General features: G+C 71.1%; 23 protein-coding genes. 13 read left to right on the forward strand and 10 right to left on the reverse strand.

Going from position 1 to position 22327, the window contains the following annotated elements; all coding sequences use genetic code 11:
* Positions 1–91 precede the first annotated feature (91 nt).
* A complete protein-coding gene (locus ACPPVT_RS15250; protein ID WP_426561685.1) occupies positions 92–595 on the reverse strand; it encodes an N-acetyltransferase family protein in 504 nt (167 codons plus the stop codon).
* A complete protein-coding gene (locus ACPPVT_RS15255; protein ID WP_426561687.1) occupies positions 595–906 on the reverse strand; it encodes a thiamine-binding protein in 312 nt (103 codons plus the stop codon). The genes ACPPVT_RS15250 and ACPPVT_RS15255 overlap by 1 nt, the downstream gene beginning before the upstream one ends.
* Before the next feature lie 63 nt (positions 907–969).
* Between ACPPVT_RS15255 and argS the strand changes: the two genes are divergently transcribed.
* On the forward strand, positions 970–2733 hold the full coding sequence (gene argS, locus ACPPVT_RS15260; RefSeq protein WP_426561689.1) for an arginine--tRNA ligase: 1764 nt from the start codon (positions 970–972) through the stop codon (positions 2731–2733).
* 28 nt (positions 2734–2761) lie between these two features.
* Here the strand turns inward: argS and ACPPVT_RS15265 are convergent, their stop codons facing one another.
* The 4 genes from ACPPVT_RS15265 to ACPPVT_RS15280 all read right to left on the reverse strand — a co-directional run bounded on the left by ACPPVT_RS15265 (position 2762) and on the right by ACPPVT_RS15280 (position 7070).
* A complete protein-coding gene (locus ACPPVT_RS15265) occupies positions 2762–3889 on the reverse strand; it encodes an ABC transporter permease (RefSeq protein ID WP_426561690.1) in 1128 nt (375 codons plus the stop codon).
* On the reverse strand, positions 3886–4800 hold the full coding sequence (locus ACPPVT_RS15270; protein WP_426561692.1) for an ABC transporter ATP-binding protein: 915 nt from the start codon (positions 4798–4800) through the stop codon (positions 3886–3888). The genes ACPPVT_RS15265 and ACPPVT_RS15270 overlap by 4 nt, the downstream gene beginning before the upstream one ends.
* 130 nt (positions 4801–4930) lie before the next feature.
* Positions 4931–5896 carry a methylmalonyl Co-A mutase-associated GTPase MeaB gene (gene meaB / locus ACPPVT_RS15275; protein ID WP_426561694.1) on the reverse strand — a complete coding sequence of 322 codons (966 nt, stop codon included), beginning with the start codon at positions 5894–5896 and terminating at the stop codon, positions 4931–4933.
* A 22-nt stretch (positions 5897–5918) separates the two neighbouring features.
* Positions 5919–7070 carry an acetyl-CoA C-acetyltransferase gene (locus tag ACPPVT_RS15280; protein WP_426567171.1) on the reverse strand — a complete coding sequence of 384 codons (1152 nt, stop codon included), beginning with the start codon at positions 7068–7070 and terminating at the stop codon, positions 5919–5921.
* A gap of 212 nt (positions 7071–7282) precedes the next feature.
* On the opposite strand from ACPPVT_RS15280, the gene mce reads away from it, so the two are divergent.
* The 3 genes from mce to ACPPVT_RS15295 all read left to right on the forward strand — a co-directional run bounded on the left by mce (position 7283) and on the right by ACPPVT_RS15295 (position 10464).
* Entirely contained in the window at positions 7283–7723 is a 441-nt protein-coding gene (gene mce, locus ACPPVT_RS15285) for a methylmalonyl-CoA epimerase (protein WP_426561696.1), read from the forward strand.
* A 97-nt stretch (positions 7724–7820) separates the two neighbouring features.
* Positions 7821–9158, forward strand: coding sequence for a crotonyl-CoA carboxylase/reductase (gene ccrA / locus ACPPVT_RS15290; RefSeq protein WP_426561698.1), 1338 nt, complete (start codon positions 7821–7823; stop codon positions 9156–9158).
* A 31-nt stretch (positions 9159–9189) separates the two neighbouring features.
* The gene (locus ACPPVT_RS15295; RefSeq protein ID WP_426561700.1) at positions 9190–10464 is read left to right on the forward strand and encodes an AI-2E family transporter; all 1275 of its coding nucleotides are present in this window, start codon (positions 9190–9192) and stop codon (positions 10462–10464) included.
* Between the two features lie 123 nt (positions 10465–10587).
* Here ACPPVT_RS15295 and ACPPVT_RS15300 read toward each other — a convergent pair whose 3' ends face one another.
* A complete protein-coding gene (locus ACPPVT_RS15300; RefSeq protein WP_426567172.1) occupies positions 10588–11322 on the reverse strand; it encodes an alpha/beta hydrolase in 735 nt (244 codons plus the stop codon).
* Between the two features lie 95 nt (positions 11323–11417).
* On the opposite strand from ACPPVT_RS15300, the gene ACPPVT_RS15305 reads away from it, so the two are divergent.
* Positions 11418–11798, forward strand: a complete 381-nt coding sequence (locus ACPPVT_RS15305) for a DUF952 domain-containing protein (RefSeq protein WP_426561702.1) — start codon at positions 11418–11420, stop codon at positions 11796–11798.
* A 34-nt stretch (positions 11799–11832) separates the two neighbouring features.
* Positions 11833–12819 (forward strand): hypothetical protein, encoded by a 987-nt coding sequence (locus ACPPVT_RS15310; protein WP_426561703.1) that lies wholly within the window; start codon positions 11833–11835, stop codon positions 12817–12819.
* Positions 12820–12857: 38 nt separating this feature from the next.
* On the opposite strand, the gene ACPPVT_RS15315 is transcribed toward ACPPVT_RS15310, so the two are convergent.
* Positions 12858–13160 (reverse strand): hypothetical protein, encoded by a 303-nt coding sequence (locus ACPPVT_RS15315; RefSeq protein WP_426561705.1) that lies wholly within the window; start codon positions 13158–13160, stop codon positions 12858–12860.
* A gap of 117 nt (positions 13161–13277) precedes the next feature.
* Positions 13278–15056, reverse strand: a complete 1779-nt coding sequence (locus tag ACPPVT_RS15320; RefSeq protein WP_426561707.1) for a 3-hydroxyacyl-CoA dehydrogenase family protein — start codon at positions 15054–15056, stop codon at positions 13278–13280.
* 148 nt (positions 15057–15204) lie between these two features.
* Between ACPPVT_RS15320 and nucS the strand changes: the two genes are divergently transcribed.
* From nucS to ACPPVT_RS15350, 6 genes are all read left to right on the forward strand, one after another.
* Positions 15205–15900 (forward strand): endonuclease NucS, encoded by a 696-nt coding sequence (gene nucS / locus ACPPVT_RS15325; protein WP_426561709.1) that lies wholly within the window; start codon positions 15205–15207, stop codon positions 15898–15900.
* 36 nt (positions 15901–15936) lie between these two features.
* Positions 15937–16371 (forward strand): organic hydroperoxide resistance protein, encoded by a 435-nt coding sequence (locus ACPPVT_RS15330; protein WP_426561711.1) that lies wholly within the window; start codon positions 15937–15939, stop codon positions 16369–16371.
* A 34-nt stretch (positions 16372–16405) separates the two neighbouring features.
* Positions 16406–17434 (forward strand): lactonase family protein, encoded by a 1029-nt coding sequence (locus ACPPVT_RS15335; protein WP_426561712.1) that lies wholly within the window; start codon positions 16406–16408, stop codon positions 17432–17434.
* Between the two features lie 33 nt (positions 17435–17467).
* Complete coding sequence (locus tag ACPPVT_RS15340) at positions 17468–17971, forward strand: DUF6328 family protein (RefSeq protein ID WP_426561714.1); 504 nt, start codon at positions 17468–17470, stop codon at positions 17969–17971.
* A gap of 93 nt (positions 17972–18064) precedes the next feature.
* Positions 18065–18592, forward strand: coding sequence for a hypothetical protein (locus ACPPVT_RS15345; RefSeq protein ID WP_426561716.1), 528 nt, complete (start codon positions 18065–18067; stop codon positions 18590–18592).
* Between the two features lie 22 nt (positions 18593–18614).
* Positions 18615–19736 carry a S1C family serine protease gene (locus ACPPVT_RS15350; protein WP_426561718.1) on the forward strand — a complete coding sequence of 374 codons (1122 nt, stop codon included), beginning with the start codon at positions 18615–18617 and terminating at the stop codon, positions 19734–19736.
* On the opposite strand, the gene ACPPVT_RS15355 is transcribed toward ACPPVT_RS15350, so the two are convergent.
* The gene (locus tag ACPPVT_RS15355; RefSeq protein WP_426561720.1) at positions 19733–21130 is read right to left on the reverse strand and encodes a GNAT family N-acetyltransferase; all 1398 of its coding nucleotides are present in this window, start codon (positions 21128–21130) and stop codon (positions 19733–19735) included. The two genes, ACPPVT_RS15350 and ACPPVT_RS15355, sit on opposite strands and share 4 nt — an antisense overlap.
* Before the next feature lie 33 nt (positions 21131–21163).
* Between ACPPVT_RS15355 and ACPPVT_RS15360 the strand changes: the two genes are divergently transcribed.
* Positions 21164–22327, forward strand: a complete 1164-nt coding sequence (locus tag ACPPVT_RS15360) for a MalY/PatB family protein (RefSeq protein WP_426561722.1) — start codon at positions 21164–21166, stop codon at positions 22325–22327.

Below are 22327 nucleotides of genomic sequence, written 5' to 3' on the forward strand. Positions count from 1 at the left end.
CAAGCCTCTCCGACCGGGACCCTCCCGGAAAGCGGCGCGCGGGCTTCGTGATGCAGTCGTGATCGCATCGTGAGCCTATGCACACGCAGTGCTAACGAACCCAGCGCTCCTCGATGACGCCGGTGCCGGGATGCGGCTTGGTCCGCCCGTCCGGAGCGAAGCCGAGCCTGCGGTAGAACGCCATCGCACGGTCGTTGCCGCGCAGCACCCACAGGCTCAGGGGCGCGTCGGGCGCCACGGCGTCGACAGCGGCCTCGAGCAGCGCTCGGCTGCGGCCGCTGCCGTGGTGCGCGGCGAGCACGTTGATCGCGTAGAGCTCGAAGGCGGGGTCCGCTGGGTCGTCGCGGCTCGGGCCAGCGGTCGCGATGCCGACCGGCTCGCCGTCCGCGCACAGCACGAACGTCCGGCGCGGCGCGGTGCCGTCGGCCTCACTGCGCAGCAGTTCGTGCCAGCGCTCGGTGAACGACTCGACCGACAGCTCGGCCAGATACGGCGCCGGCAGGACACCGGCGTAGGCCTCGCGCCAGACCTGCAGGTGCACCGGTCCGAGGCTGTGCTCGTCCCCGGGCCGTGCGGCGCGGATCGAGTACGGCACTAGCCCTGGTCCGTGGGCCCTGCCTCGATGGCAGCCTCGAGCCGGTCCAGCTTCGCCGTCATCTCGCCGGTCCGGCCCGGGCGGATGTCGGCCTTCAGCACCAGCGAGACCCGCTCACCGTGGGCGCCGACGACCTCGCAAGCCCGCTTGACGACGTCCAGGCACTCGTCCCACTCCCCCTCGATGGTGGTGAACATCGAGTCGGTGCGATTCGGTAGTCCGGACTCCCGCACGACGCGGACGGCGGCCGCGACGGCTGCCGAGACGGAGTCACCGGAACCGGACGGGGCGACGGAGAAGGCAACCAGCATGCCGGCAACCTACCTAGGCGTCGTCGCTGCGGACGAAGCGGGTGGTCGCCCTAGACTTTGCGCATGGCTGATCCGATCAGTGCCCTGACCCCGCGCGTCCAGGCGGCGATGGCGGCGGCACTGGGGCCACAGTGGTCCGACGCCGACCCGGTGATCCGACCGGCCAACAAGAAGCAGACCACGGCCGACCTTCAGGTCAACGCATCCATGGCCCTGGCCAAGACGATCGGCAAGCAGCCGCGCGATGTCGCCCAGGCCATCGCCGAGCACCTCGAGGCGCCCGACCTGATCGACCGCGTCGACCTCGCCGGCCCCGGCTTCCTCAACGTCACCCTGAAGTCCTCGTGGATCGGCGACGAAGCCACGGCGCTGCTCGACGACCCGCTGCTCGGCGTCGTTCAACCGCCCCAGGAGACGGTGGTCATCGACTACTCCGCGGCCAACGCCGCCAAGGAGATGCACGTCGCTCACCTGCGAACGACCGTCGTCGGCGACTCGCTCGCGCGGACCTTGGAGTTCCTGGGCCACAACGTGATCCGGCAGAACCACCTCGGCGACTGGGGTACGCCGTTCGGCATGCTGATCGAGCACCTCCTGGAGGTCGGCACCGACAGCGACGAGGCGAGGCTGCTCGAGACCGACCCGAACGCGTTCTACCGGGCCGCTCGGGCAAAGTTCGACGGCCCAGAGGGTGCAGAACCCGCGCTCGGCGCCGGTGACTTCGACGCGCGAGCCCGCGCGCGGGTAGCCGAGCTGCAGAGTGGAGACCCGCAGTCCCTCGCCCTGTGGAGCCGCATCATGGAGCTCACCCGCGGATACCTCAACCGCGTCTACCGCGAGCTGGACATCACGCTCACCGATGACGACATCCGCGGTGAATCGGCCTACAACGACCAGCTCGCCGAGGTCTGTGACTCGTTGCAGGCCAAGGGAATCGCCACCATCAGCGACGGGGCGCTGTGCGTCTTCCTGGACGGATTCACCGGCCGTGACGCCAAGCCGGTGCCGCTGATCATCCGCAAGTCCGACGGCGGCTACGGGTACGCCACCACAGACATCGCGACCATCCAGTACCGCTCCCTGGTGCTCAAGGCCGACCGGGCACTGTACGTCGTCGGTGCACCGCAGAACCTGCATTTCCGCATGTGCTGGGCCGCTGCCGACAAGGCCGGCTGGATACAGGGCACCGAGCCCGTCCACGTCCAGATTGGCAACGTCGTCGGCACCGACGGCAAGATCCTGCGATCCCGGACGGGCGACCTGGTCTCGCTGCAGTCGCTCGTCGATGCAGCCTTGGAGCGGGCAGCTTCAGTCGTCGCCGAGTCCCGGCCCGACCTCGATGAGCAGACCCGCGCCGACATCGCGCACAAGGTCGGCCTCGCCGCGATCAAGTACGCCGATCTCTCGGTCGGCCACGACTCCGGCTACACCTTCGACCTGGATCGGATGGTCGCGTTCCAGGGCAACACCGGCCCCTACCTGCAGTACGCCACGGCCCGCATCCGCTCCATCCTGGGGCGCGCCGATACCGTCGACCCGAAGGGGCCGATCGTGCTCACCGAGCCGGCCGAGCGCACTCTCGCCCTCAAGCTGCTGGACTTCGGCGCGGTCGTCGACCAGGTCGGTATCACCCTCGAACCACATCGGCTGGCGACGTACCTGTTCGACCTGGCGAGTGCGTTCACGACCTTCTACGAGGAGTGTCCGGTGCTCAAGGCGGAGTCGACAAAGCTGCGCGACTCGCGGCTGGCGCTGTCGCGACTGACCGAGAAGGTGCTCGTACAGGGCCTCGACCTGCTCGGCGTGGACGCGCCCGAACAGATGTGACCCGACGACCTGACCGCCGGCAAGCTGCCTAAGCGTCGTCCCAGCGGAAGAAGCGGGTAGCCACCGCCGTCAGCACGACCGCGAAGGCGAGCAGGATCAGGCACGGCCCGACGACCGCCTGCAGGCCCTGGTTGCGGGCCAGCACATCGAGCATGGCGTCGTTCATGTGCCGCAACGGGAAGACCTGGCTGATCCCGCGCAGCCAGGCCGGCGCCGCCGAGATGTCGAAGAACGTGCCGGACAGGAACGCCATCGGCAGCACGATGAAGTTGGCCATAGCGCTGGCCGCCTCCTCCGTCTTGGCGACCGACCCGACCAGCAGCCCGATGGACAGGAAGGCCAACGTGCCGCAGACCAGCAGCGGGGCAGCGAGCCACCAGCTGCCGGTCAGCTTCAACCCGAACGGTGGCGTCATGGCGAGCCCGACGTAGACGCCGGCCTGCACGAACGCGACCACCAGGCTCACCCCGACCCGGGCCGCCACCACCGTCCACGCCGGTGCCGGCGAGAGCCGCACCCGACGCAGCAGCTGCTTCTTGCGCCAGCTGACGATGGTCAGCGCCGCACCGAACGTCGCGGACGTCGCGATGCCCCAGCACAGGATGCCGCCGGTGGTGAACTGGATGGGCTTGAGCGACTGGTCCTCGACCCGTTGCGACTGCAGGTCCAGCTTCGGCGGCAGACCCGAGGCGGCCACGTTGGACCGGTCCACCACCGCGTTCAGGATGCCCTGCACGGTTGCCGCCTTGACCGGGTCGCTGGCCGCGTAGCGCAGCACCAGGGTGTCTCCCTGTTGCATCACCACCGCCGGGATGTCGCCCTTGCGGACCGCCGCTATCCCGGCGTCCAGGCTCGGGTAGGTCTTGGCGGTCAGCACGCTGGTCGGCAGGCCCTGTACCAGCACCCCGTCACCCACCACCCCGATCGTGACCTTGCTCGAGCCGGTGTTGGCGAAGATCAGCCCGAACACCACCAGGAACATCAGCGGGAAGAAGAAGGTGAAGAACAGCGCCATCCGGTCCCGGAAGAAGCTGCGCATCATCGCCCGGGCGAGGGTCCGCAGGCTGGTCCAGGAGGACGTCCTCGCGACGACCCGTGCGTACCCGGGCGCGTTGTCGTCGGGACGGTCGACGGCGGTTCTGGACGGCGAGGTCATGCCCGGTACTCCCGTCCGGTCAGGTTCAGGAAGACGTCCTCCAGGGTGGCGGTGCGGACGCTCACCCCGTCGAGGCGGTCCCGCTCGGCGAGCGCCTGCAGCAGGGCGGCCGGACGTCGGGTGCTCATCACCAGCTCGCCCTCGCCGTCCTGGACCCGGTCCGCGCCAGGCAGCCCGCGAGCCTCGACGGCGCTCAGCACGCCCTCGGGAAGCGCGACCCTGGTGTCGGCGTCCAGGCCGCGGACCAGGGCGGCCGGGGTGTCCATCGCGAGGATGCGACCGGCGTCCATGATGGCGACGCGGTCGCAGAGGACCTCGGCCTCGTCCAGGTAGTGGGTGGTGTAGACGACGGTGGTGCCGCGGGACTGGACCTCGCGCAGCACGTCCCACAGGTTGCGCCGGGCCTGCGGGTCGAGAGCCGCGGTGGGCTCGTCGAAGAAGACCAGCTCGGGGTCGTGCACCAACGCGCACGCGATCGAGAGCCGCTGGCGCTGACCGCCGGACAGCTTGTCCTCACGGGTGGATGCCTTGTCGGACAGGCCGACCAGCTCGAGCATCTCGTCGATCCGCGAGCCACGTACGCCGTACAAGGCACCGAACGTCTGCAACTGCTCGCGGGCGGTCAGCTTCTCGAAGAACGCCGAGGCCTGAAGCTGGACTCCCATCCGAGGCAACAGCTTCGGGTTTCGCGGCCACGGTGACTCACCGAGCAGCCGCACCGTGCCGGCATCCGGTTCGCGCAGCCCCTCGACCATCTCCAGCGTCGTGGTTTTGCCCGCGCCGTTAGGGCCGAGGATGCCGAAGAACTCACCGCGAGCGACGTCGAAGGACACGCCATCGACCGCGACGAGGTCGTCGTAAGACTTGACTAGGCCCTCGACCTGGATCGTCGTCCCCCGAGCAAGGCTCATGCCGCGCAACGCTACCCGAGGCCGGCGTTGACCACGTTATGTGTGTGAAGGCCCGCTTCTCGAGGCGCAGAACCCTGGTTAAGTGGGTATACGCCTACCTAACGTGGTCAACATCAAAGAGGGGCGCGGGTCAGTCGGTGGTGACGGCGGCGACGAGGGTGTCCGCGGCGGAGTACGGGTCGCGGTGGCCGTCGACGACCTCGGCGGCGAGCTCGTCCAGGCCTCGGCCGTGCCGCAGGTCGCCCATCCGCTCACGCAGCACGCCCATCGCGATCGCCTCGACCTCGTCGGCCGCGCGGCGCAGCCGGCGCTCGCGCAGGTGCCCGGTCTCACCCAGCCACGCCTGGTGCTTGTCGAGGGCCTCGACCAGGTCGTCCAGCCCCTCCTCCCGCGACGCCACGGTCTTGACCACGGGTGGCCGCCAGTCCCCCGGCGAGCGGGAGTCCCCCAGCGAGATCATGTGCCGGATGTCGCGCATCGTGGCGTCCGCGCCGTCCCGGTCGGCCTTGTTCACCACGAAGATGTCGCCGACCTCGAGGATGCCGGCCTTCGCGGCCTGGATGCCGTCGCCCATGCCCGGCGCCAGCAGCACCAGCGTCGTGTCCGCCATGGCGGCGACCTCGACCTCGCTCTGCCCGACCCCGACGGTCTCGACCAGGACGACGTCGCAGCCCGCCGCGTCCAGCACCCGCAGTGCCTGCGGGGTGGCCCAGGACAGGCCGCCGAGATGCCCGCGACTGGCCATCGATCGGATGTAGACGCCGGGGTCGAGCGCGTGGTCCTGCATCCGCACCCGATCGCCGAGCAGCGCGCCGCCGGAGAACGGGGACGACGGGTCCACCGCCAGTACTCCCACCCGCAAGTCCCTACCGCGCAAGGCTTTCACCAGCGCGGACGTCGAGGTCGACTTGCCGACCCCGGGGCTGCCGGTGATACCGATCACGTGCGCGTTGCCGGTGTGCGGCGCGAGGGTCGCCATCACCTCACGCAGCGCCGGGTGGGCATCCTCGACCAGCGAGATCAGCCGCGCGACAGCACGCGGACTGCCCGCCCTGGCCTGCTCGACCAGGGCGGGGACGTCGACCGCGCGCGCCACCGGCTGGTGTCTTCGACCGGACTCAGGCCTGCGGGACGCGCACGATGAGCGCGTCGCCCTGGCCGCCGCCACCGCACAGCGCGGCCGCGCCGACGCCACCACCGCGGCGCTTGAGCTCCAGTGCCAGATGCAGCGCGATGCGCGCGCCCGACATGCCGATCGGGTGGCCCAACGCGATGGCGCCGCCGTTGACGTTCACGATGTCCGCGTCGAGGCCGAGCTCGCGGGTCGAGGCCAGTCCGACGGCGGCGAACGCCTCGTTGATCTCGACCAGGTCGAGGGCGGACGGTGCGATGCCCTCCTTCTCGCAGGCCCTGGCGATGGCGCGCGCCGGCTGGCTCTGCAGGGTCGAGTCGGGGCCGGCGACGACGCCGTGCGCGCCGATCTCGGCGAGCCAGCTGAGACCGAGCTCCTCGGCCTTGGTCTTGCTCATCACGACAACTGCGGCGGCGCCGTCCGAGATCTGCGACGCCGAGCCCGCGGTGATCGTGCCGTCCTTGCTGAAGGCCGGCCGCAGCCGCGCGAGCGTCTCGATGGTGGTGTCCGCGCGGATCCCCTCGTCGTCCTTGAACACGACCGGGTCACCCTTGCGCTGCGGGATCTCGACGGAGACCACCTCGTCGTCGAACAGGCCGTTCTTCCACGCCTGCGCGGCGAGCTGGTGGCTGCGCGCGCTGAACGCGTCCTGCTCCGCGCGGGTGAACTCGTTGTCGGCGACGTTGGCGGACTCGGTCAGGTTGCCCATGGCCTGGTCGGTGAACGCGTCCCACAGGCCGTCGTAGGCCATGTGGTCGCGCATGGTGACGTCGCCGTACTTGAAGCCGGTGCGGGACTTCTCGAGCAGGTGCGGCGCCTGGCTCATCGACTCCTGGCCGCCCGCCACCACCACGTCGAACTCGCCGGCGCGGATCAGCTGGTCGGCCAGCGCGATGGCGTCGATGCCGGACAGGCAGACCTTGTTGATGGTCAGCGCCGGCACGTTCATCGAGATGCCGGCCTTCTGCGCCGCCTGGCGGGCCGGAATCTGGCCCGCACCCGCGGTCAGCACCTGGCCCATGATCACGTACTCGACGGCGTCCGCGGAGACGCCGGACTTGTCCAGCGCGCCCTTGATGGCGAACCCGCCGAGCTCGGCGCCGCTGAACCCGGACAGGGATCCGAGCAGCCGTCCCATCGGCGTCCGGGCTCCCCCGACGATGACGGACGTGCGCGGGTTCGCGGACTGCTGAGCGGACACGAAGGGCCTCCAGGCATCGACGTTCGGCGCGACGTCGCTGTCGCGCGCCCTCCAGCCTAACCGGGCTGGGAGGCGGCGGCGGCGTGGCGCTGGCCACACTGCGGCCTTCCCCGTTCCGCGAGCACGTGCCGTCCGCCTAGCCTGCGGGCATGACCGACGCGAGCCTGCCGACCCACCTGTTCACCGCGATCGACCACGTCGGGGTGGCGGTCCCCGACCTGGACGCCGCCATAGCGTTCTACCGGGACGGCTTCGGAATGCGGTTGGTGCACCAGGAGGTCAACGAGGAGCAGGGGGTGCGCGAGGCGATGATGGCCGTCGGCGACTCCGGGTCGTGCGTGCAGCTGCTGGCGCCGCTGTCCCCGGCGTCCACGATCGCGAAGTTCCTGGACCGCTCCGGCCCCGGCCTGCAGCAGGTCGCCTACCGGGTGCAGGACGTCGAAGCGGTCGCCGCGGTGCTTCGCGGACGCGGACTGCGCCTGCTGTACGACACCGCAAGGCGCGGCACCGCGGGCAGCCGCGTCAACTTCGTGCACCCCAAGGACGCCGGTGGGGTGCTCGTCGAGCTGGTCGAGCCGGCCGCGCACTGAGAGGCGTGTCGTCCCTCACATCGCCACCTCAGACCTGCCCCTGGCGGTAACCGGTCAGTAACGTCGTCGCCAGCCCCGCCACTCCTTGGAGGACGACGTGCAGCACATCCTTGACGCCATCACCGCCGGTGACACCTCCGCCGAGGACTTCGCCGCGCTGCAGGTCCCCGAGTCCTACCGCGCCGTGACCGTGCACAAGGACGAGGTCGACATGTTCGAGGGCGTCGAGTCGCGCGACAAGGACCCGCGCAAGAGCCTGCACGTCGAGGACGTCGCACTGCCCGAGGTCGGCCCGGGCGAGGCGCTGGTGGCCGTGATGGCCAGCGCCATCAACTACAACACGGTCTGGACGTCGATCTTCGAGCCGGTGCCGACGTTCGGCTTCCTGGAGCGCTACGCCCGGACGTCGCCGCTGGCCGCCAAGCACGACCAGCCCTACCACGTGGTGGGCTCGGACCTGTCGGGCGTCGTGCTGCGCACCGGCGCCGGCGTGCACTCGTGGAAGCCCGGCACCGAGGTGGTCGCACACTGCCTGTCCGTCGAGCTGGAGTCCCCGGACGGTCACAACGACACGATGCTCGACCCCGAGCAGCGGATCTGGGGCTTCGAGACGAACTTCGGCGGGCTGGCGCACCTGGCCCTGGTCAAGGCCAACCAGCTGATGCCCAAGCCGACGCACCTGACCTGGGAGGAGGCGGCCAGCCCCGGGCTGGTCAACTCCACCGCCTACCGGCAGCTGATCTCCAAGAACGGCGCCGGCCTCAAGCTCGGCGACACCGTGCTGATCTGGGGGGCGTCCGGCGGACTCGGGTCGTACGCCACCCAGATGGCGCTGGCCGCCGGCGCGACGCCGGTCTGCGTGGTCTCCAGCGAGGACAAGGCTCAGATCTGCCACTCGATGGGCGCCGAGCTGGTCATCGACCGGCGCGCCGAGGACTACCGGTTCTGGAAGGACGAGCGCACCCAGGACCAGAAGGAGTGGCGCCGGTTCGGCGCCCGGATCCGCGAGCTCACCGGCGGGCGGGACGTCGACGTCGTGTTCGAGCACCCGGGCCGGGAGACGTTCGGGGCCAGCGTCTTCGCCGCGCGCAAGGGCGGCACGATCGTGACCTGCGCCTCGACGTCCGGCTACCTGCACGAGTACGACAACCGCTACCTGTGGATGAACCTGAAGCGGATCATCGGCTCGCACTTCGCGAACTACCGCGAGGCTTGGGAGGCGAATGACCTGATCAAGCGCGGACTGATCCACCCGACCCTGTCGAAGGTGTACCCCTTGGACGACGTCGGCCAGGCCGCGCAGGACGTGCACGCCAACCTGCACCAGGGCAAGGTCGGCGTCCTGTGTCTGTCCCCGCAGCAAGGCCTCGGCGTGCGTGACACGGCCAAACGCGAAGCGCTGCTGCCGCTGATCAACCGCTTCCGCGACGTCTGACCCCCTAGGCTCCTTCGACGGGAGGAGCCAGATGATCCGCAGGAAGAACACCACGCCGGACGACGAGCCCACAGCCGTGGCCGGTGAGCTCGAGGCCACCGCCGGGACCGAGGCGGCGCAGACGACGTCCCAGGCGGCGCAGACCTCCGGCGCTGCTGTCGGTGAGCAGGCTGTCGGTGAGCAGGCTGTCGGTGAGCAGGCTGTCGGTGAGCATGCTGTCGCCGCCGCGCGCGCTCCCGTCGGCGGCGAAGACAGCACGTTCGGCATCCCCGGCGCGCCGCTGAACCGGCACTCGCCCTTCTACCTCGGTTTCTTCGGTGCCATCGGCGCGCTGCTGGGCTGGGCGCTGTTGGGCCTGGTCTCGCAGCTCTCCTCGGTGCTCACCCTGCTGGCGATCTCGCTGTTCCTCGCCCTGGGGCTGGACCCCGTCGTGCAGGCTGTGCAGGCCCGTGGCCTCAAGCGCGGGGCGTCGGTGACCGTGGTCTTCCTCACCGTGATCGCGCTGTTCGTCGGGATCATCGCGCTGCTCGTACCGCCGGTGGTCAGGGAGGCGGTGGAGCTGGCGAACAACGCACCCGACCTGGTGTCCCGGCTGCAGCGCAACGACCAGCTGAACAAGCTCGACGACCAGTACCACTTCATCGAGCAGATCCAGAACCAGCTGCACCAGAAGGACTTCTGGACCTCGCTGTTCGGCGGGGTGTTCGGCGCCGGCAAGGCCGTCGCCTCCGGGCTGTTCAGCGCCTTCACGGTGCTGGTACTGACGCTCTACCTGACGGCTTCGCTGCCCACGGCGAAGGCGTCGGTCTATCGGATGATCCCGCGGACCAGGCGCCAGCGGGTGACGTTCCTGTCCGAGGAGATCAGCAAGCGGGTGGGCGGATACTTCCTCGGCCAGGTGGGCGTCGCGACGCTCAACGCGGTCTGCAGCTACATCATGATGAAGATCGTCGGCGTCCCGTACAGCGCTGTGCTGGCGGTCACCGTCGGGCTCTTCGGGCTGATCCCGATGGTCGGTGCGACCATCGGCGCGATCATCGTGGTCATCGTGGCGTTCTTCAACTCGACCCAGTCCGCGATCATCGTGGCCATCTACTACGTGGTCTACCAACAGGTCGAGAACTACGTCATCGCCCCACGGATCATGAGCCGCACCGTCTCGGTGCCCGGAGCGATCACCGTCGTCGCGGCGCTGGCCGGAGGCACTCTCCTCGGGGTGCTGGGCGCGTTGATGGCGATCCCGGTCGCCGCGGGGTTGCTGCTGATCTACCGCGAGGTGCTGCTCCCCCGCCAGCAGGCGCACTGACCGGCGTCGTTCGACCTGACCACCCAGATGAACACCGTGTCCTGGTCGTGATCACCACCATTTCGCGGTGACTATCGCGGTGACTATCGCGGTGAGTAGCGGGGCCGCCGTCAGCGGGCCGACTCAGTCGGTGTGCAGCGCCTCACCGAGCGGGCCGTCCCAGGTGGTCGGCAGCGGCGAGCGACCGGGCGCCACCCGCGCGACGATCTCGTCCAGCACCCGGCGTACGGCCGGCTCGCCCACCCACAGGTGCTTGGCGCCGTCCACCCCAATCACCTCGGCCTGCGGGATGGCCGCGAACCGCTCGCGGGCCTCGGGCGGCTGCAGGTAGTCGTCGTGCTCGGGCACCAGGGCCAGAACGGGTTTGCCGGACGCCGCCCAGCGGGCCAGGTCGTCGGGTGTGGAGTAGCGCAGCGGCGGGCTGAGCAGGATGGCGCCGTCGATGGAGGGGTCGCAGCCGTGCATCAGCGTCAGGTCGGTGCCGAAGCTCCACCCCACCAGCCACGGGTGCGGCAGCTCGCGGAACTCCGCCAGCTCGATCGCCGCCGCCACGTCGAACCGCTCGGAGTCACCCCCGTCGAAGGTGCCCTGGCTGGTCCCGCGAGGGCTGCTGACCCCGCGCAAGTTGAACCGGAGCACCGCGATGTCAGCCAGCGCGGGCAGCCGGTAGGACGCCTTGCGGTAGACGTGCGAGTCCATGAACCCGCCGTGGGTGGGCAGCGGGTGCAGGGTGAGCAGCGTGGCGACCGGGTCGTGCTCGAGCGGCAGGGCCAGCTCACCGACCAGGGTCAGCCCGTCGGCGGTGTGCAGCTCGACGTCCTGGCGACGGGCCGGGAGCACCGTCCCGGAACGGATCATGTTCTGCCGGAAGGTGTGCGGGTCCTGCTGCGCCGGGTCGGCTGGCTGCTCGCTCATCGCGACCCAGGGTATCGGGGACGGCGTAGGGTCCGAGCATGCGCATCCTGCACGTGGCACTCCCCCAGGACTGGGCCCGCGGACACGACGACGGCAGCTACGACGTGTCCACCCGGGGCGTCTCGCTGGTGGACGAGGGGTACATCCACGCGTCCACCCTCGCCCAGGTCGGGCCGGTCCTCGACAGCTACTTCGGCGATGTCGCCGCCGTGGACCTGCTCGTGGTCGACCTCGACAAGCTCGACCACGAGGGAGCCCAGGTGCTCTGGGAGCACGTCGAGGGAGCGGACGACCCGTTCCCGCACGTCTACGGCGTGATCCCGACGCAGACCGTGGTGGAGGTTGTCCGGCTCGAGCACGAGCCCGGCTCGCCGTGGCAGGTGCCGCAGATCGACGACGTCGCCACCGGTCCAGCCTGACCACGAGGCACCGCGGCGGGTTCATACTCGGGCCATGGGCTACGAGGAGCTCGATGCCTCGGGCGCGCGCGACGGACCGGCGCGACTCGCTGCAACCTCGCCCGATGCGGTGGCTGTCGATCTCGGCGAGCCGCCCGCACCGGGGCCTCCCTCCCGGCTGCAGCAACTAGGAACGCCGAAGCGCATCATGTGGCTGCGCATCACCGTGGCCGGCCTGATCGGCATCGGCCTCGGTGCCCTGTTCACCGCGCAACAGACGCACCTGGCTCAGCAGGCCTCCTCGCGCTCGAGGGTTACCGGGCTGGCCACGGTGGTCGACGTGGCCCCCACCTACACGACGCAAGGCCCGGCGATGGGGTTCTCCATGGTCGTCAACAACCTTGGCCCCCAGCCGCTCACGCTGGTCGTGTCACCGCGCGGCGCCACCCTGGACGCCCACGCCGCGGTCTACGAGCTCACGGCCGGCCAGGAGCGGGTCGCGGCTGGCGACTACTCACGGGTCATCGCACGGGTCCTGCTCGACTGCGACGCTGACTCGGCTGTCCGGCTGGCGATACCGGTCCGCAGTCCCGACGGCACCCGGCAGCAGCTGCAGGTCCAGATGGCCAGCGCTTTCAACGCCACGCTGTCCCAAGCCGGTCTGTGCCAGCTGTCGGGCGACTACCGACCGCTGGTCGCGCGCATCGGTGGCACTGTCGCGGCCGCCGTTCTCGATCTCAAGAACACGACGAACCAGCCCCTGACGGTGAGCATCGACACAGCCCCCGGTGAGGCCACGCCCCGACGCATCAGGCTCACCACCGTCCCGGCCCTGCCGATCACCGTGCCCGCGCACACCGCGCGCCAGTCCCCGATCCGGCTCGACCTGCCCGGATGCAGCCCGAGCAGCCAGCTGCAGGCCTACAGCGGCTTCGAGCTGCTCGCCGTGCACGGGCTCACGCCGGCCGGTGAGGACGTCGGAGCGACCGAGCTGGACATCAGTCCGCTGCTCGGCTCGGCTCTGGGGGGCGCCTGCCACTGAGTTGCGAACGCCCCTGCCATCGGCCGATCTGCGGCCGCCTAGCGCCCTGGGCGCCGGCGGGCGCGGGCGGACCAGCACGGCGTGTGCCAGTGCCGTCGGTCGCCCAGCGAGTCCTCGTCGCTGCGGGCCCCGTCAGCGGGCCAGGCAACGGTGTGCGGCTGCCCTGGACGCACCTCCTGCGAGCACCCGGGACAGCGGTACGCCTTGCTGGACGACGGCCCGGCCACCGCGCGCACGAACCACTCGCCGTCCGGGTGGACCTCGCGCCGCGGAGCACCACCCAGCGCGCGAGCGACGTCCAGGTCGGACTCGTCGCGACGACGACGGTTGGGGCGGGGCACCCGACCATTCTCTCAGCCAGCCCTCCGCGACAGGATCCGACCAGCTCCGGGCGGCAAGTCGCCTCTCATGTCACACGAGTCACCGGCGTGACAGGACCCGGTCGGATCCTGTCGCGCTCAGGGGTAGGTGCGGAACCCGCGGCCGACCTTGCGACCGAGATACCCGGCGGTGACCAGCTGCTCGAGCAGCGGGGCCGGCGAGAATCCGCGCTCCCGGAACTCCAGGTAGAGCTCGCGCTGGATGGTGTGCGAGACGTCCAGGCCGACGACGTCGAGCAGCTCGAACGGGCCCATCGGGTAACCGCAGCCGGTCTTCATCGCCGTGTCGATGTCGTCCGCCGAGGCGTAGTGCGCCTCCAGCATCTTGACCGCGTCGTTCAGGTAGGGGAACAGCAGTGCGTTGACGATGAAGCCGGCGCGGTCACCGCAGCTGACCGGGTGCTTGCCGATCCGGCGACACAGGTCCGTGACCGTCGCGACCACGTCGTCCGCGGTCGACACCGTGTGCACGACCTCGACCAGCTTCATCACCGGCGCGGGGTTGAAGAAGTGCATGCCGACCACGTCAGCTGGCCGGGACGTCGCCGCCGCGCACTCCACCACCGGCAGCGAGGAGGTGGTGGTGGCCAGGATCGCGCCGGGCCGGCAGATCTCGTCGAGGTTCTCGAACAGCGCCTGCTTGACGCCGAGGTCCTCCACCACAGCCTCGACGACGAGGTCCACCGTGGCCAGGTCCTCCAGGCGCGAGCTGCCGGTGATCCGGGCCAGCGCTGCGTCCCGGTCGGCACCGTCGAGCTTTCCGCGCTGGACGGCCTTCTCCAGGCTCTTGGCCAGCGCCGCGCGCACGCCAGCCACCTTGGCATCGCTGCGCGCGATGTAGACGACGTCCAGCCCGCCCTTGGCCAGCACCTCGACGATCCCGGTGGCCATCGTCCCGGAGCCGACCACGCCGACCGACGACACGGGCCGAACCGCCTCGTGCTCCCCGGACACCTCGGCCGGCGTCAGGTTGTCGGTGACGACCGTGCTCGAGCCGGCCTCGGCGTACTTGTAGAAGCCCTGCCCGCTCTTGCGACCCTTCAGCCCGGCCGTGACCATCTGCTTCAGGATCGGGCTCGGGGCATGCAGGCGGTCCCGGCCCTGCTTGTACATCGTGTCCAGGATCTCGTAGGCGGTGTCCAGGCCGATCAGGTCCATCAGCGCCAGCGGGCCCATCGGCAGGCCGCAGCCGAGCTGCATGGCCGCGTCGATGTCCTCGCGGGTGGCGTAGCGCGACTCGAACATCGACACCGCGTGGTTGAGGTAGCCGAACAGCAGCGCGTTGGCGATGAAGCCGGCCTTGTCGCCGACGACGACCGGCATCTTGCCGATCCGGGCGGCGAGCGCGGTCACGTCGTCCACCACGTCGTCCTCGGTGACCACTGTGCGGATCACCTCGACGAACTTCAGCACCGGTGCGGGGTTGAAGAAGTGCATGCCGACGACGCGTCGCGGGTTGTGCGTGGCCACCGAGATCTCGGTGACCGACAGGCTCGAGGTGTTGGTGGCCAGGATGGCGTCGGAGCGCACGATGGAGTCGAGCTTGCCGAAGATCTCGCGCTTGAGGTCCAGGTGCTCGGGCACGGCCTCGACCACCAGGTCGCAGGCGGCCAGGTCGTCCAGGCTGGAGGCGAACCGCACGCGGGCGATCAGCGCGGCCTGCTCCTCGGTGCTGAGCTTGCCGCGGGCGACCGCACGGCCGGTGGAGTGCTCGAGGTGACCGCGGCCTCGCTCCAGGCCCGTCGGGTCGGCCTCGACGGCGACGACGTCCAGCCCGTTGCGGGCGAACACCTCCACGATCCCGGCCCCCATCGTGCCCAGGCCCACCACGCCGATCGTGCTCAGCTCACGCGCCATCGAGTTCGCTCCTGTGTCCGTCCGGGCGACTCCGCCGTCGAAACCGCCGACAGGCATCCTCCCAGAGCAGCGGCACGGCGCCGCACGCACGTGACGAACGCCACGCCTGCCGGACAGCACCAGAGGGCAGTCAGGTTAGGCTGCGCCGGTGCGTCTGGTCATTGCTCGCTGCTCCGTCGACTACGACGGTCGGCTCACCGCCCACCTCCCGCTGGCCACCCGGCTGCTGCTCGTCAAGGCCGACGGCAGCGTGCTCGTGCACTCCGACGGCGGCTCGTACAAACCACTGAACTGGATGAGCCCCCCGTGCACGCTGGACGTCGGTGAGCCCGGTACGGCGGACGTCGCGTCCGGGGTCAGCGAGGTCTGGACGGTTCGGCACACCAAGACCGACGACCGGCTCGTCGTCCGGGTGCACGAGGTGCTGCACGACTCCGCGCACGAGCTAGGCGTCGACCCGGGGCTGGTCAAGGACGGCGTCGAGGCGCACCTGCAGCAGCTGCTGGCCGAGCAGATCGTCACCCTGGGCGACGGGTACACGTTGGTCCGGCGCGAGTACATGACCGCGATCGGGCCGGTCGACATCCTCTGCCGGGACGCCAGCGGCGGCTCCGTTGCGGTGGAGATCAAGCGCCGCGGCGAGATCGACGGCGTCGAGCAGCTGACCCGGTACCTCGAGCTGATGAACCGCGACCCGATCCTGGCGCCGGTCACCGGGGTGTTCGCCGCGCAGGAGATCAAGCCGCAGGCCCGGACGCTGGCCACCGACCGCGGCATCCGGTGCGTGACGCTGGACTACGCGGCGCTGCGCGGGCACGACGACACGGACTCCCGACTGTTCTGAGGGAACAAACCGGGCACCGGCCTGGCTGACGCCAGCATGACGAACACTCCGAGAGAGATCCGGTACACAGCCCACGCGACCGCCCAGGGCGGCCGACGCGGCCACTCGACCACCGACGACGGCAAGGTCGACGTGAAGCTGTCGGCGCCGACCGAGCTCGGCGGCGACGGCGTCGGCACCAACCCCGAGCAGCTCTTCGCCGTCGGTTACGCGGCCTGCTTCAACGGCGCGCTGGCCGCGGTGGCCGGCAAGCGTGACATCGACGCGTCCGGCGCGACGACCCGGGTGGACATCGGCTTCGGCCCCGAGGGACGCAGCTACGGAATCACCGCCGAGCTGGTCAGCCAGGTCCCCGGCGTGGACCTGGCCACCGCGCAGGAACTGGTCGAGGCGGCGCACGAGTTCTGCCCGTACTCCAAGGCGATCCGCGGCAACGTGCCGGTCATCGTGAGGGCAGTCGAGTCGCTGTGAGCCGCGCCACCGCGCCACTCGATAGCGTGGCGCGGTGGGCACCACAGACCTGCTGATCGGCAGCTACACGACCGGGACCGGCTCACCGGGCGTCGTGCGGGCGAGCCTGGACGACGAGACCGGGGCGCTCGAGGCTGCGGGCGAGATCGCGCTCACCGACCCGTCCTGGATCGCCCTGTCCCAGGACAGACGGACGCTGTACGCAGTCGGGGAGCACGTAGCCGGCACGCTCACGTCGGTGGCACTGCACGACCCGTCGGTGCGAACGGAGCGGGACGGCGCCGGGGACGACCCGTGCCACCTCATCCTGCACCGCGGCCACGCGGTCGTCGCGGGCTACAGTTCCGGAACCGTCGCGGTGTTCGCGCTCGGTCCAGGCGGCGAGCTGGGCAGGCGCACGCAGCTGTTGCAGCACAACGGTTCCGGGTCGCACGAACGGCAGGAGGCCGCGCACGCGCACCAGGTCTGCAAGTCCCCGGACGGTCGCCACCTGCTGGTCGTCGACCTGGGCACGGACAGCGTGACCACCTACCGGCTGGACGACGGACCGGACGGCCCGCAGCTCGTGCCGGTCAGCCGCGCGCAGGCACCGCCGGGCAGCGGCCCGCGGAACCTGACCTTCCACCCGGGAGGCCGCGCCGCCCTGCTCGCCCTCGAGCTGACGCCCGGCGTCGCCGTCTGCACCTACGACCCGGACTCCGGCGCGCTGTCCATCGGCACCGTCGTCCTGGCCGGGGTGGACGGGTTGGCGTCGGCGCTGCTCATCACCCAGGACGGCCACCACGCCTACCTCGGTATGCGGGACCAGGACGGCACCGGGACCGACGCCGTCCTGCACTTCGCGATGGCGGTGGCCGGGTCCGCCGTCCGACGCGTCGGGCTCCATCCGAGCGGTGGCCGGGCCCCGCGCCACCTGCGGCTCTCGCCCGACGAGCGATGGCTGCTGGCCGCGAACCAGCTCAGCGGCACCGTGACCAGCCTGCCGGTAGACCGGCTTGGCGCGGTCGGCGCCCCCGTCGGCTTCCTGGACGTCCCTGGCGCCGCCTGCGTCGTACTGGCCTGAGCGCACGGGGCGAGCCAGGACTACGGTGCGCAGATGGCGACGGAGCCGGACCTGCCCTACGACGACCAGCGCCACGAGACGCGGAACCAGCGGTTGGACCGCAACTGGAACGAGCTGCTCCAGGAGCTGCGGGTCACCCAGACCGGCGTCCAGATCCTGGCCGGCTTCCTGCTGACGCTGCCGTTCCAGATCCGGTTCGCCGGGCTCGGGTCCTATGAGCGCTGGCTCTACCTCGCCACCGTGCTGGTGTCCTGCTTCGCGACGATCCTGCTGATCGCCCCGGTGGCAGTGCATCGGGCGCTGTTCCGCCGGCACGAGAAGGACCGGCTGGTCGAGGCCGGCGACGTGCTCGCCCGAGCTGGGCTGACGGCGCTCGGGCTCGCCGTGACCGGCGTGGTGATGCTGGTCTTCACCGTCGTCCTGGGGCGCTGGCAGGGAGTCGTGGCCGCCGGCGCGCTGCTGTGCTCGATCGTGGTCTTCTGGTGGGTGATCCCGCGCCGGCTGCGCCAGCGCACGCCGGCCGCGCCCGAACCCTGACACGGCAGCCGTACGCGCAAGCCTTGGCCTCGGGACCCTGGCGGCGGCTCCCTCGCACCGTCAAGATGGGTTGGGCCCGAGAGAGGACAGCCGATGTCGATCATGCAGCTCGTGGGGTTTCTGAGCGACGACGAGGCGGACCTGGTCCGCGAGACCGAGGTCGAGCGGATGGCAGTCCTCGACGAGGACGACCTGCTCGCGCTGCACGCGCGGGTGCGACGGGCGCGGACCAAGTACGTCAAGCTCTACCGCCGGCAGGCGGCGGCCCGAGTGGGTGCCAAAGGCGCACGCGGCAGCGCACGGCCGGCCAACCGCCGCAACGCCGACAAGGCCGAGGTCTTCGAGCTGGCGCTGGCCCGGGTGAGCAAGCGGGTCGACGTCGTCGCCCGGGCAGCCGCGGCCGAGCTGAAGGCCGAGCGGCTGGCCGCGGCCAAGGCCGCGAAGGCCGCGCCGGTGGACCGGCGGCAGTCGTCCGGTGCCGCGGCGAAGCCGACGGCCGGTACCGCGGCGAAGCCGACGTCCCGCACAGTCGCGCACAGCAAGACGACCGGTGCGAAGAAGCGCGACGCCTCATCCAAGGCGGCGGGTGCTCGGCGGCAGGCGAAGCGGGACAGCCGGTAGCCGGCTCGAGACGGGGGTCAACATGAGCGAGACGGGCAACACCGAGGGCAACACCGAGGGCAGCACGGCGAACCGCCCCGGCCGGCTCCGGCGGGTGCTCCGCGCGACCTGGCTGCCGCTCGCCGTGTGCCTGCTGGCGGTCAGCGTCATCGCGGTGGTTGCGGGCGTGGGGTGGTCCAGGGCCCGGGACAGCGCCCTGTGCAACCCGCGCGACGTCGCGAGCAAGGCCATGCCGTCCGTGGTGACCATCCTGGTCAGCACGAGCACCAGTGGTAGCAACGGTTCCGGCGAGTTCCTGGACACCGAGGGACACATCCTGACCAACAACCACGTCATCTCCCCCGCGGCCCTGAACGGCGGAACGATCGTCGTCCAGCGCCCCAACGGCGAGCAGCTGCCGGCGACCCTGGTCGGCCGGGACAACGACACCGACCTCGCGGTCATCAAGGTCTCCACCGACACCACGATCGCGCCGATCCCGTTCGGGCCGGCGCCGTCGGTCGGTGACCAGGTGTTCGCGATCGGCGCCCCGCTCGGACTGGCGGACACCTTCACGGCCGGTGTTGTCAGCGCCCTGGGCCGCTCGATCGGCGTGCCGGCGGACAACGGCAGCACCGCGCTGGTGACCTCGGCGATCCAGACCGACGCCTCGATCAACCCGGGCAACAGCGGTGGCACCCTGGCGAACTGCGACGGCGAGCTGGTCGGCGTCCCGACCGCCGGCGCGACGGCCAACGACTCCTCGGGCGCGGCCGTGGCCGGCAGCATCGGCCTGGGCTTCGCCATCCCCGCGGACTTCGCGCACCGGATCGCCGACGAGCTGATCGCGCATGGCACGGTCGAGCACGCGGACTTCGGCATGTCTGTCGTGCCGGTGACCCGGGCCGAGAGCGGGATCACTCCGGACGGTCTGTACATCACCGCAGTGGCGCCTGGTGGGGCGGCGGCCCGGGCCGGGCTGCGGCGCGGCGACATCGTGGTGACCCTGGACGGCCAGGCGGTCACCAGCGCCGACCAGCTGCAGGCGATCTCGTTGAACAAGAAGCCGGGCGAGGAGGTGGCGGTCGGCTACCTGCGCGACGGGCAGAGCGCCACCGCCACGCTGACCCTGGGAACGCGCACGTTCCCGGTAGGCAGCGGCTAGCCCGCAGCCGGGCCGAGGTGCACGTGTGTGGTCACCCGGCGGTAGCCGAGGCGCGAGTACAGGCCGCTCACCTCGTCCTCGCAGTGCAGCCACGCGATCGGCGAGCGTTGCAGCGCGCGCTGGGTGGCCAGTGCGGACGTCGCCAGCCCCCAGCCGCGGCCGCGCAGCTCGGGCCGCACGGTGATCCCGCCGACGTACGTCGTCCCGGCCAGGTCGCGAAGCCGCGCGCACGCCACCGCCGCGCCCTCGTGCCGCAGCACGACGAACTCACGGTCCGGCGCATCGAGCTGCCCCTGCACCATCGGTCGGAGATCGACTCCGAAGACCGAGAGGAACTCCTCGACGGAGTCGGCCGGCCCGAGCTCGAGGCCGTCGGCGGCCACGACGTCCGCCACGACGTCCGCCGCGACGTCCGGCACCTCCTCGCAAACCCAGGCGCCGTGCCGCATGAGCTCGACCAACCCGTGCCGAGCGGTGACCTCGGCGGCCCAGTGCTCGCCCACCACCAGGTGCCAGGCCCCCGGCGAGTGGGCGTCGAGCCACGCGGTCACCTCGTCCACCGCACCGGGCGACGGCGTGAGGCCCAGCCCGGTGACCGAGGCCTGGGTGGCCCACGCCTGGGCGATCGGCAGGCTGGCACAGGCGATGCCGCGGACCGTGGCGTAGGCCGACCCGGGCAGTGGCTCCCCGTCCGGCGGCAGGTTGCGTTCGCTGTCCGCGCGATCCACCAGCTCGGCCAGGTCACCCGGGTGCGGGTCGCTGCCCAGCGCCGGGCTCCGCGTCGGCCAGGCGAGGAGTTGCCAGCCGTCGGCGTCCCCCTGCATCTCGACCACGCCGCAGTTCGGCACGCCCGAGCCACGAGCCCGGTCGTCGCGGACGTCACCGGCCAGCAGCGGCAGCGCGAGGGCCATCGCGCCGCCGTGGCTGACCACGACGACCGTCTCGCCGCGGTGCTGGTCTGCGACCGACTCCAGCCCGGCGCGGACCCGGCTCAGCACCTCCAGCCCCGACTCCCCGCCGGGCAGGGTGTGCGACAGGTGCCCGTCCAGCCAGGCGTCGAACAGGCCGTCGACCCTCGCCCAGTCCTCGTCGGTCTCGCTGCCCTCGCACTCCCCCAAGGAGAACTCCCGGACCTCGTCGAGCACCTGCACCTCACCCGCACCGACCACCTGGGCGACGATCTGCGCGGTCTGCTGGGCGCGCAGCAGGGGGCTGGCGTACACGCGTGCGACGTTCCGGTCGACGAGCCTTGCCGCCGCGTCACGAGCCTGCTGGCGGCCCTGCTCGGTCAGCTCGCCGCCGGGGGCCGCGGACGACAGCCGCCGCGAGACGTTGCCGGCGCTCTGGCCGTGGCGCAGCACGAGCACGGTCGCCGGGCACTGGAGGTCGCTCACGCCACCAACGCTAGCGACTGGCAGGATCGGGGAATGCACGAGCCACTCATCGTGGACCTGACCGACGACGAGCTGCGCGGCCGCGGCGGACTCAAGTGGAGCTACCCGCCGCCCGACGTGCTCCCGGCATGGGTCGCGGAGACGGACGTCGAACCCGACCCGGTCGTGCAGCGCGCCGTGGCCGAGGCGGTGGGCCGGGGCGACTTCGGCTACCCGGCGTTCGACGCCGACTCCGGCCTGCCGGAGGTGCTCGCGGCCTATGCCGGGCAGCAGTGGCGCTGGACGGTGGAGCCGGGCCGGGTCTGCGTCACCGCGGACGTCATGCACGGCATCCACCTGGCCCTGACGCAGTTGTGCGAGGACGCACCGGTGGTCGTCCCGACGCCGACCTACCCGCCGTTCCTGCAGGCGGTCCCGCACGCCGGGCGGCAGATGGTCACAGTGCCGCTGGACCCGGACGCCGAGCGGGCCGAGCTCGACCTGGAGCGCATCGAGGAGGCGCTGGCCGCCGGGGCGCGCACCGTGCTGCTCTGCAACCCGCACAACCCGTGGGGGCGCGCGTTCGGGCGGGACGAGCTGACCGACCTGCTGGAGGTGGTGCACCGGCACGGCGCCAGGATCGTCAGCGACGAGATCCACGCCGGGCTGGTGCTGCCGGGGGCCGAGCACGTCCCGCTCGCTGCCCTGCCCGGCGGCGCCGAGGTGACGACCACGGTGCTGTCGGCCAGCAAGGCGTGGAACCTGCCGGCCCTCAAGTGCGCGCAGGTGGTGACCGGCACAGCAGCCGACGCGAAGGTGCTGCGCGCGCTGCCGATGATCGCCAACCACGGCACCTCGTCGCTGGGAATCGTTGCGGCACAGGCGGCCTACACCGGTGGCCAGCCGTGGCTGGACGCCTGGGTGGCCAGGCTGGACGGCAACCGGACGCTGTTCGCCGAGCTGGTTCGCGACCAGCTGCCGCAGGCTCGGTTCCGTCCGCTCGAGGCGACCTACCTGGCCTGGCTCGACGTTCGCACCTACGGCCACCAGGACCCGGCAGCCGTTGCGCTGCAACGAGGTCGCGTGATGGTCAACTCCGGACGCCCGTTCGGCCCCGGCGGCGAGGGGCACGTGCGGGTCAACCTCGCGACGTCCCCTGAGCGGGTCGAACGGCTCGTCGCGGCGCTCGCCGCCGGGCTCGTGGCCGACCCGAGCTGA

The sequence above is a fragment of the Angustibacter sp. McL0619 genome (assembly GCF_049994355.1).
In the GTDB taxonomy this organism is placed as follows: Bacteria; Actinomycetota; Actinomycetes; order Actinomycetales; family Angustibacteraceae; genus Angustibacter.

Bases quoted from the DNA above. Each gene is read 5' to 3' on its own strand.
- ACPPVT_RS15305 (WP_426561702.1), top strand. From the start codon at position 11,418: ATGCGCATCCTGCACGTGGCACTCCCCCAGGACTGGGCCCGCGGACAC.
- ACPPVT_RS15360 (WP_426561722.1), top strand. From the start codon at position 21,164: ATGCACGAGCCACTCATCGTGGACCTGACCGACGACGAGCTGCGCGGC.
- ACPPVT_RS15320 (WP_426561707.1), bottom strand. From the start codon at position 15,056: ATGGCGCGTGAGCTGAGCACGATCGGCGTGGTGGGCCTGGGCACGATG.
- ACPPVT_RS15340 (WP_426561714.1), top strand. From the start codon at position 17,468: ATGGCGACGGAGCCGGACCTGCCCTACGACGACCAGCGCCACGAGACG.
- ACPPVT_RS15295 (WP_426561700.1), top strand. From the start codon at position 9,190: ATGATCCGCAGGAAGAACACCACGCCGGACGACGAGCCCACAGCCGTG.
- ACPPVT_RS15280 (WP_426567171.1), bottom strand. From the start codon at position 7,070: ATGGGACGGCTGCTCGGATCCCTGTCCGGGTTCAGCGGCGCCGAGCTC.
- ACPPVT_RS15310 (WP_426561703.1), top strand. From the start codon at position 11,833: ATGGGCTACGAGGAGCTCGATGCCTCGGGCGCGCGCGACGGACCGGCG.
- ACPPVT_RS15330 (WP_426561711.1), top strand. From the start codon at position 15,937: ATGACGAACACTCCGAGAGAGATCCGGTACACAGCCCACGCGACCGCC.
- mce (WP_426561696.1), top strand. From the start codon at position 7,283: ATGACCGACGCGAGCCTGCCGACCCACCTGTTCACCGCGATCGACCAC.
- ACPPVT_RS15350 (WP_426561718.1), top strand. From the start codon at position 18,615: ATGAGCGAGACGGGCAACACCGAGGGCAACACCGAGGGCAGCACGGCG.
- ACPPVT_RS15265 (WP_426561690.1), bottom strand. From the start codon at position 3,889: ATGACCTCGCCGTCCAGAACCGCCGTCGACCGTCCCGACGACAACGCG.
- ACPPVT_RS15255 (WP_426561687.1), bottom strand. From the start codon at position 906: ATGCTGGTTGCCTTCTCCGTCGCCCCGTCCGGTTCCGGTGACTCCGTC.
- ACPPVT_RS15300 (WP_426567172.1), bottom strand. From the start codon at position 11,322: ATGATCCGTTCCGGGACGGTGCTCCCGGCCCGTCGCCAGGACGTCGAG.
- ACPPVT_RS15345 (WP_426561716.1), top strand. From the start codon at position 18,065: ATGTCGATCATGCAGCTCGTGGGGTTTCTGAGCGACGACGAGGCGGAC.
- ACPPVT_RS15270 (WP_426561692.1), bottom strand. From the start codon at position 4,800: ATGAGCCTTGCTCGGGGGACGACGATCCAGGTCGAGGGCCTAGTCAAG.
- argS (WP_426561689.1), top strand. From the start codon at position 970: ATGGCTGATCCGATCAGTGCCCTGACCCCGCGCGTCCAGGCGGCGATG.